We start from the raw sequence: 8,490 nt of genomic DNA, 5'->3' as shown, positions 1-8,490 counted from the left end.
TACGATCCTGCAGTCGCTGCGCGACGCTGTAGTCTCACCAGTCCCTGTCCGTGCCCGGTGTCCGTCGCGCAGCGACGGCATGCGTGTAGGCGGGGACTTCAGTCCCCGACCGCCCGTTCCATGATGCATCGGGTACACCAGTGAAGTTGTTTGATTGCATCACTCGGCAAGTCGATGATGCCGGGCTAGGCGATGTCCGCAGCATCAGCACCAGTCCCTGGTCCTGCGCATACGTCGGTGAGACGACGATGCTCTGAATCTGACGATATGGGACACCGTCAAGCTCGGGCTGAGCGCGAGTCGGCTGCCAGGATGCGCCGCCATCTCGCGACAGGACCACGCCGATGCTACGGATGTGGTCCTCAGTTGGGCGCGGGCGACGGTCCATCATCACAGACGGGACCAGGCTGGAAACTGCGGTCGCGAAGATGAGGCTGGCGACCCTCTGGCTGCCAGCCTGGGCCGACGGCGCAAACGCGATGTCCCCAAAGACCTGATCGCTCCAGGGAGTGCTGTCGGTCCAGTTCACGCCAGCGTCCACCGAATGATAGAGGCGTCCATTCGCGGTGATGAGCACGACACTGTCTGTGCCCATGTCAGGTGAAAGCCTCAAATCAAGGACTGGCGCCGCGACCTGCTGCGGAACACCAAAGACCTCGTGCCAGGTGTCACCTTCGTCAGCCGACCGGTACACGTGGTACGTGTCCTTTGGTACGCCTGAGGTCGGACGGACAGCTACCAGGAGCGTGCGGCCTGACGGTGTGGGCGGCCCGACCGCCACGGCCATCGCATGCTGAGCCGGCGAGAGGTTGGTGACCTGCTGCCAATGCTCGCCACCATCCTGCGTCCGAAACATGGAGGCAGGAGTGTCCCGACGCAGTGGTTGATCGCCTGATGTGGCGAACATGAAACGGTCAGCCGGCCAGGACGCAGATGCCATCCCGACGGGCCCCACAGGTAGAGAGACTGGCTGTGGGCTGGCGAGCCTGGAGCGTCGCGCAGCGACGGCAGGAGTGTAGGCGGGGCTTTCAAGCCCCGACGCGGCGGCACGACGACATCAACATGCAATCGCCCTGGCCGTTCGCCAGCCACAGGCCCTATTTCCGCCTCGGGCCGGCTACCATGCCGCAAGCGCGCGCCCCATCTCGCTGCTCGATCCCAGGAGGCCGCCCACATGAGCCAGCCCAACCCCGCGTCCCCGCTCCAGCAGTTGCTCCCCAACCTCTACTGGTTCGGCGACACCTGCAACGTCTACCTCCTCAAGGACGGCGAGCGCGGCCTCCTGTTCGACTTCGGCTCCGGCCAGATTCTGGAGCACCTCCACGAAGCCGGCGTCAAGGAGATCGAGTGGGTCTTGCACACCCACCACCACCGCGATCAGGCCCAGGGCGACTACCTCCTGGCCGAGCGCGGCATCCCCATCGCCGTGCCCGAGCGCGAGGCGGCGCTGTTCGCGGACACCGACGCCTTCTGGCGGCTGAAGCGGGTCTACCACAACTACGACGTCTCCAGCATCGGGTTCACGCTGCCGCGCCCGGTCCCCATCGCGAAGCGGTTCAGGGACTACGAGCGCTTCGCGTGGCGGGGGTACACGATCCAGGTCGTCCCGACGCCGGGCCACACCAAAGGCTCGGTGACGTACACCCTCCAGGTGGACGAGCAGGCCGTCGCCGTCGTCGGCGACCTGATCGCCGAGCCGGGCAAGCTGCACAGCATCCACGATCTCCAGTGGCAGTACGGCTTCCCGGACGGCGTCGGGGCGGCCCTGCACTCGACGCTGCTGATCCGCGACCGCCAGCCCGATCTGCTGCTCGGCTCGCACGGCCACCCGATGACGACCGGGGCCGTGGCGGCACTGGACAGCCTCGCCGCCAACCTGCGCCACCTGTACGAGGCCCAGCGTGAGCTACGCGCCAGCCGCGTCTGGAAGATCTGGCCGCACGCCGTCGATCAGCCGAAGCAGAAGCTGCTGCCACACCTGTGGGCGAACCCGCACTCCTGCTCCAACCTGTACTGCCTGCTCTCGGACGACGGGCGCGGCGTGCTGCTCGACTACGGCTTCCCCTCCTGGGATCACTTCGCCAGCGACCTGCGGTTCGTCGAGCACTCGCTCAACGACCTGAAGGCGGCGGCCGGCCTCACGAAGGTCGAGGCGGTCATCCCCAGCCACTACCACGACGATCACATCGCCGGGCTGCCCTGGCTCCAGCAGGAGCATGGCGTCCAGGCCTGGATCTTCGAGAACTTCACGGACATCCTCGAAAACCCGGCCGGCTACAACATCCCGTGCCTGCTGCCCTCCCCGATCCGCGTGGACCGCAAGCTCAAGGAGGGCGAGACGTTCTCCTGGGACAGCCACAGCTTCACGGTGTTCCACATGCCCGGCCACACCTGGTGGGCGCTCGGGATGTTCGGCCAGGTGGACGGCACCAAGGTCGCGTTCACCGGCGACAACCTGATGGCCGGGACCATCAGCCCGCTCCGCGCCGCCGCGCCGGTCTACCGTAACAAGATGCTGGTGGACAGCATCGCGCTCGGGGCCGAGCGCCTGCGCGAGTACGAGCCAGAGCTGCTGCTGACGGGCCACACCGGGGCCATCGAGGTCAACCGCCAGCTCCTGGACGACTTCATCACCTGGGCGCGCGATCTCTCGGACGCCTTCGTGAAGGTCGTGGCCGTCCCCGACGAGGTCAACTTCGCGCTCGATCCGAGCTGGTGCACGCTCTACCCGTACCAGACGAAGGTCAAGGCCGGCGAGCGGCTGATCCTGGAGTTGCGCGCCACCAACCACGCCCCCACTGACGAGTTCCTGCGCGCGAGCCTGGCGCTGCCGGATGGCTGGACGGCCACCCCTGAGGCTGGCGAGGTGATGCTCTTCGCCGGCAAGGACGGCGCGCTGACGTTCGCCGTAGACGTGCCAGCGGACGCCGCGGGCCGCCACGTCCTCTGCGCCGACGTGGCGCTCGGGGAGCGGCGCTTCGGCTGGGTGACGGAAGCCCTGGTGGACATCCTCCCGTAGCCGTCCGAACTCACGGAGGTGCCGCAGAGCGGGGGGTGAGGGGCGCTCCGGCCACCTTACCGCCGGGTGATCCGCCAGATCGTGAAGCCGCCGCCGTCGTCGTTCGGCAACTGCTCGATGCTCCAGGTCTCGGCGTTGGCGCGGTTGGGCGCGCCCGAGCGGTCCACGAAGCTGGCGACGCGGTCGTCGGCCACCACGATGGCCGTCGGCACGTCCAGCTCCCGCACGATGCGCTCGTTCGCCTCTTTGAGCGTGGCTCGGCGGATGCCGCGCAGCTCCATCATGAAGTCGAACGTCCGCTGAGCCGTGCCGGCCGCGCCCGTGCGGTCGTTCTGGAGCGTCGGGTCCAGCACGACTGGCTCCTGAGGCCGGCGCTGCCGCTCCATCGCCCCGAGCGTCACGAAGTAGCGGTCGTTCGTCTCGTTGGCGGCCAGCACGTCACGCTCGTAGCGGGCGAGCGGCACGAGCGGGTAGAGCACCAGCACGGCGAGCAACGCCAGCACCAGCGGACGCAGCGCTGGACGCCGCGCCCCCACCCTGAGCCATGCCCAGACGGCCAGCCCGCCCACCCCCGCGAAGATCAGCGGAAAGAGCGGCATCAGGTAGCGCGCCTGCCGGGGTAGCTGATCGTGGCTGGCCGGGAAGGCCGGCAACAGCACCAGGAACGTGACCACGGCAAGCGGCAAACTCCACGCCCCAAGCCGCGCCGCCATCACCAGCCCGGCCACGCCGAGGACCGTGTAGACCCAGGTAGTCGGCGAGAGCAGGTACGACGAGAGCGGCGCGGGGCGGAGGTCGAACGCCGTGGCAGCGACGCGCGGCGCCGTCTGCGCGATCTCGACCACCCGGCCTCGATAGCTGAGGTCGTCGGTGCGGCCCTCCTGGTAGTTGCTGGTCTGCTCGACCGACTCCTTGAACGTCCCGAAGTCCGTGGTCAGGTTGTAGACGATCAGCGGGCTGACCCCAACCACGAACCCGACGAGCGCCAGGTAGGCCCAGCGCGTCAGGAAGTAGCGCCAGCCGCGCACCAGGACGTACCCGATGAAGACCGGCCAGAGCAGCAGCATCGTCGGGTGCTGCTGCTGGGCCAGCCCGAAGCAGAAGCCGGCCCCGACGAGCGCCCAGCCGGACGCGGGTGTCGGGTGTCGGGTGTCGGGTGTCGGGGGAGAGGGATGGGACGGGGCCGTTGGGCTGCTGACCGCAGTCGCCAGGGTGGGAGCGGCGCTGGAGACGGCCCGTTCCAGCAGCCAGAACGCCAGCGTCAGGTAGAGCAGCAGCGTGCAGTGCGGCCACGACAGGTGGCTGTTCGTCAGCACGTGCACGCCGTTGGTCCCAAGCAGGCCGCCGCCCACCAGCGCGCCGATCCAGCCGGCCGTGCGCGCCGATTCTGGCCGGGCCGCGCGCAGCGCCGCCCGCCGCCCAAGATCGGCCCCGAGGAGGCCCGTCACCACCACGGCCACCACGCCCAGCACCAGCACAAACAGGCGCGGCATGTAGATGCTCGGGCCGAACAGCCAGAAGACGCCCGCCAGCAGGTAGTAGAACAGCGCGCCGGTGTAAGCATTCACGCCCGTCAGCGGGCGCTTGCCCTCCCAGATGCTGTAGGCCACCTGGGCGTCGAAGACCTCATCCGTGAACTGGGGGATGTACCAGAGGTTCGGCCAGCGGATCGCGAAGGCGACGACGGCCAGGGCGATGAGCGGCCACCAGTCCAGGCACGCGGCCAGGATGGGGCTTGGGGGCAGGGCAGGCGCACGGCGGGATGTGCCGTCAGCCGAGGCCGCGCCGTGAGCTTCGGGCGTGGCAGTGGGGGCAGGCCTGACCGGAGCCGTCATGACGGCAAGTGTGCGGGGTGAGGGTGGGCGCGGCGCAAGGTGAGCGGCGGGAATGCGTTTGCTCGTTGAGCGGAGGTCCATCGCGCTCTCTTCGGCCCCGAGGAACAGCCGAGAATGTAATCGAGTTACAATTCCCCACAATAGACTTCGGAGAGGAGCGCCGTCATGCGTTCAGAGCCATCTCTACCAGGATCTGGCCGTGTCCCTGTCCCATCTCACTCATCCGTCGGCGGGTCGGGAATGGATCTCTCTGGCGATACATCGGACATCGCCGATACGGCGGATCAGCCGGGCTCCGCAGCCTCGACCGCCTCACTCGATCAGTTCTCAGCGACCTCACAGCGTGTGCTCAGCGCAGCACGCGAGCAGGCGCGTCAGCTACGGCATCGTGAGATCCAGCCTGAGCATCTGCTGGTGGCGCTGCTCCTGGATCAATCGAGCGCAGTTACTCGACCGATGCTGCGCGTTGTCGGCAGCAGCCGGGGGGAGCTTGCCGACCTGCGGGAGCGGCTCCTGCAGCAGCTTCGGGGCATTCCGCCAACGGATACGGATTCGCCTGCTCTGTCGGAGCGGTGCAAGCATGTGCTCGAGCTTGCGCTTGCCGGGGCGCTACAGCTCAGCCGACCATCACGCGCAGGCGTCGAGCCCGTGCACCTGCTGGTCGGGCTCGTCTCGGAGGGCAGCGCCCTCAGGGACACGGCGCTCGCGACGAAGCTGGCGCTACGCGGGCTGCGGATGAGTGTCGGAACCAGTGCCTGGCTACAGCCTCCCACGTCTCCCGGCGGCCCGATGCTGCATCAGGTGCAGGCCGGGCGGCGGCCACCAACTGAGAGTCCCGGTGAGAGTGCCACGCGGGACAACGTCATTACGTTGCGCGTGACGGACGCCGACCTTGCTGCCGTGGACGCGCTGGTCGAGGTGGGCGCCATGCGAACCCGCAGCGAGGCGTCGGCGTGGCTCGTTCAATCGGGCATCGTCGCCAACCAACCGTTCTTCGACCAGATTCGCTCGATCCATGAGGAGATTGCGCGGCTCCGGCAGGAGGCGCAGCATCTGGCAGACGAGCATCTTCGGCGTCTACAACCATCTGCGACCGAGTCAGGAGTGGAGAGGTAAGCGCAGATCATCACGAGCACGAAGAGAGGGGTGGGGCACATCGCTGCGCCCCACCCCTCTGAGAACCGCCGACTGATGACGACGACTCGGCCTCAGGCCAGCGCCATCTCCGTCTGCTTGTCGAAGACGTGCATCCGCTCGGTGTCGAAGATGACCTCGACGTTGTTGCCAGCCGCGAGCTGCGCCCGCGAAGGCATCCGGGCGGTGAACTCCTGGGTGCCGCTGCGGAGGTAGACGTACTGCTCCGAGCCCAGCGGCTCGACAACCTCGATGGTCACCTGGGCCTTCTGGTGCGACGGCGCATCCGGGCGCTCCGTCGGGTGGTGGATGTCCTCGGGGCGGATCCCGAAGATCACGTCACGGCCAACCGCGCTACGGACCTGGGCGGCCCGGTGCTCGGGCACCTTGAGCTTCAGGGTGCCAGCCTCGACCCACAGCTCGGAGTCGGAGCCGGAGACCGTGCCCTCGAAGAAGTTCATCGAGGGGCTGCCGATGAAGCCCGCCACGAACATGTTGGCCGGCCGGTCGTACAGCACCTGCGGAGTGTCGAGCTGCTGCAGGATGCCGTCGCGCATGACCGCGATGCGGTGACCCATCGTCATCGCCTCGACCTGGTCGTGCGTGACGTAGATGACCGTGGTCTGCAGGCGCTGGTGGAGCTTGATCAGCTCGGCACGCGTCTGCACGCGCAGCTTGGCGTCCAGGTTGGAGAGCGGCTCGTCCATCAGGAAGACCAGCGGCTCGCGGACGATGGCCCGTCCGAGCGCGACGCGCTGGCGCTGACCACCCGAGAGCTGCTTGGGCTTGCGCTTCAGGAGGTTCTGCAGACCGAGGATCTCGGCCGCTTCCTTCACCCGCCGGTCGATCTCGGCCTTGGGGGTCTTGCGGAGCTTCAGGCCGAACGCCAGGTTGTCGTACACCGTCATGTGCGGGTACAGCGCGTAGCTCTGGAAGACCATCGCGATGTCGCGGTCCTTCGGGGCTACGTCGTTGACCCGGCGGTCGCCGATGTAGATGTCGCCAGCGGTGGCCTCTTCGAGGCCGGCGATCAGGCGAAGCGCGGTGCTCTTGCCGCAGCCAGACGGACCGACGAGAACCAGAAACTCCTTGTCGTGGATCTGGATCGTCAGATCGTTGACCGCGCGGACCTCGCCAAAGATCTTGCTGACGTGGTCTAGGGTCACTCCCGCCATTGGGAACTCCTCCACGCGAAATAGGTCACGCACAGCGGTGGACAACCGTGCGCCTTGCATCGTTGCCCCGGCAAGAGCCTGCCGGAATGCGTCGATGCGGTCGGAGCATACCGCGGGACGCCCGGGCTGTCCAGGGATTTCATCAAAGTCGGAGAGAATTCGTCCCCGTGCATCCCGCGAGCAGGTGCTACTTGCCCTTCGCGGCGATCTTCCCCAGGAAGTTGCGCGCGCCTGACGCGAGCCAGATCGTCCAGGGCACGCTGACGATGCTCACGCCCTTGTCGATGGTCGCCTCAACAGTGTCGTCGTTGACGAGCGCGCCGGCCTTCCGCCCGGACGCCACGATCTGCTTGATGGCCTTGTCCACGGCGGCCTGCACGTCGGGGTGGTTCGGCTGGCCGGTCAGGCCCATGCTCTGCGCGAGGTCGCCCGGCACCACGAAGAACACGTCGATGCCGTCCACCTCGAGCATCTCGTCCAGGTTCTTCGGCTCCAGCGCGGCGATATCCTCCAGGAGGATCGTCGTCATGACGTTGTCGTTGGCCTGCCGGTGGTAGTCCGATACCCCAAAGGAGCGCCGCCCGCCGAACTGCCCACGGATGCCGTCCGGGCCGTACTTCGCGGCCACGGCGACGGCCCGCGCCTCCTCGGCGGTGTTGACGTGCGGGACCATGATGCCGTTCGCGCCGCAGTCGAGGGTGCGCGTGATCAGGGCGGGATCGTTGCGGTTGATCCGGACCATGCACATCATGTTCCAGAGGTCGCAGGCGCGGGACATGTTGGCGATGTCCTGCCAGGACGTCGTGGAGTGCTCCATCTCGCCCATGACGGCGTCGAAGCCGAGGCTGCCCAGGAACTCGCACATGTCTGGGGTGTAGTCGCCCATCACCAGGGTGACGACGCCGCCGGCTTCGAGCTTGCGTTTGGCAGGGTTGAACCGGAACGCGGCCATGATCCGCCTCCTTACCGTCGGTGAAATGCCAGAGATACGGGGCAGGATGCGCGGCTCGCAGCAGCAGTCCTGCGCCGCGGGCATGGTAGCCCGGGGCGGGCAGGCCTGGCGGGCCGGAGGGTGCTGAGAGACGCGGCCGCACGGACCCGACCACAGCAGCCGGCCGATAACATGAACCACCCGGGCGTGGGGCGCGCCCGGGCGGCTCTGAGGAGGGGACTGGCACGGCGTTTGTGCCGCGCGCTAAACCTTCTTGCAGGATGCGTGCCGCCAGCAGTCGCACTGGTGGCACAATCTGACCGCTGCAACAGATTTGTCAGACGGGCGGCTGGACGAGGCCGGCGCGCCCGCCACGTCCACCCCCCCGCACCCAGG

The 8,490-nt window shown here is 67.7% G+C and carries 6 protein-coding genes; 2 read left to right on the top strand and 4 right to left on the bottom strand.

What is annotated here, in order from left to right:
* Nucleotides 1-34: 34 nt before the first annotated feature.
* Nucleotides 35-856 carry a hypothetical protein gene (locus IT306_29525; protein ID MCC7372591.1) on the bottom strand — a complete coding sequence of 274 codons (822 nt, stop codon included), beginning with the start codon at nucleotides 854-856 and terminating at the stop codon, nucleotides 35-37.
* A gap of 318 nt (nucleotides 857-1,174) precedes the next feature.
* On the opposite strand from IT306_29525, the gene IT306_29520 reads away from it, so the two are divergent.
* Nucleotides 1,175-3,019 (top strand): MBL fold metallo-hydrolase, encoded by a 1,845-nt coding sequence (locus tag IT306_29520; protein MCC7372590.1) that lies wholly within the window; start codon nucleotides 1,175-1,177, stop codon nucleotides 3,017-3,019.
* A gap of 56 nt (nucleotides 3,020-3,075) precedes the next feature.
* On the opposite strand, the gene IT306_29515 is transcribed toward IT306_29520, so the two are convergent.
* Nucleotides 3,076-4,854 carry a hypothetical protein gene (locus IT306_29515; GenBank protein ID MCC7372589.1) on the bottom strand — a complete coding sequence of 593 codons (1,779 nt, stop codon included), beginning with the start codon at nucleotides 4,852-4,854 and terminating at the stop codon, nucleotides 3,076-3,078.
* A gap of 165 nt (nucleotides 4,855-5,019) precedes the next feature.
* Here IT306_29515 and IT306_29510 point away from each other — a divergent pair, with 165 nt between their 5' ends.
* Nucleotides 5,020-5,970, top strand: a complete 951-nt coding sequence (locus IT306_29510) for a hypothetical protein (protein MCC7372588.1) — start codon at nucleotides 5,020-5,022, stop codon at nucleotides 5,968-5,970.
* Nucleotides 5,971-6,062: 92 nt separating this feature from the next.
* On the opposite strand, the gene ugpC is transcribed toward IT306_29510, so the two are convergent.
* Together ugpC and IT306_29500 are read right to left on the bottom strand one after the other, a co-directional pair.
* A complete protein-coding gene (gene ugpC, locus IT306_29505) occupies nucleotides 6,063-7,163 on the bottom strand; it encodes a sn-glycerol-3-phosphate ABC transporter ATP-binding protein UgpC (protein MCC7372587.1) in 1,101 nt (366 codons plus the stop codon).
* A 187-nt stretch (nucleotides 7,164-7,350) separates the two neighbouring features.
* Nucleotides 7,351-8,115 (bottom strand): hypothetical protein, encoded by a 765-nt coding sequence (locus tag IT306_29500; protein ID MCC7372586.1) that lies wholly within the window; start codon nucleotides 8,113-8,115, stop codon nucleotides 7,351-7,353.
* Nucleotides 8,116-8,490: the final 375 nt, after the last annotated feature.

The sequence above is a fragment of the Chloroflexota bacterium genome, from assembly GCA_020850535.1.
Classification (GTDB): domain Bacteria; phylum Chloroflexota; class UBA6077; order UBA6077; family JACCZL01; genus JADZEM01.
This window is presented reverse-complemented; position numbering and strand designations above follow the sequence as displayed.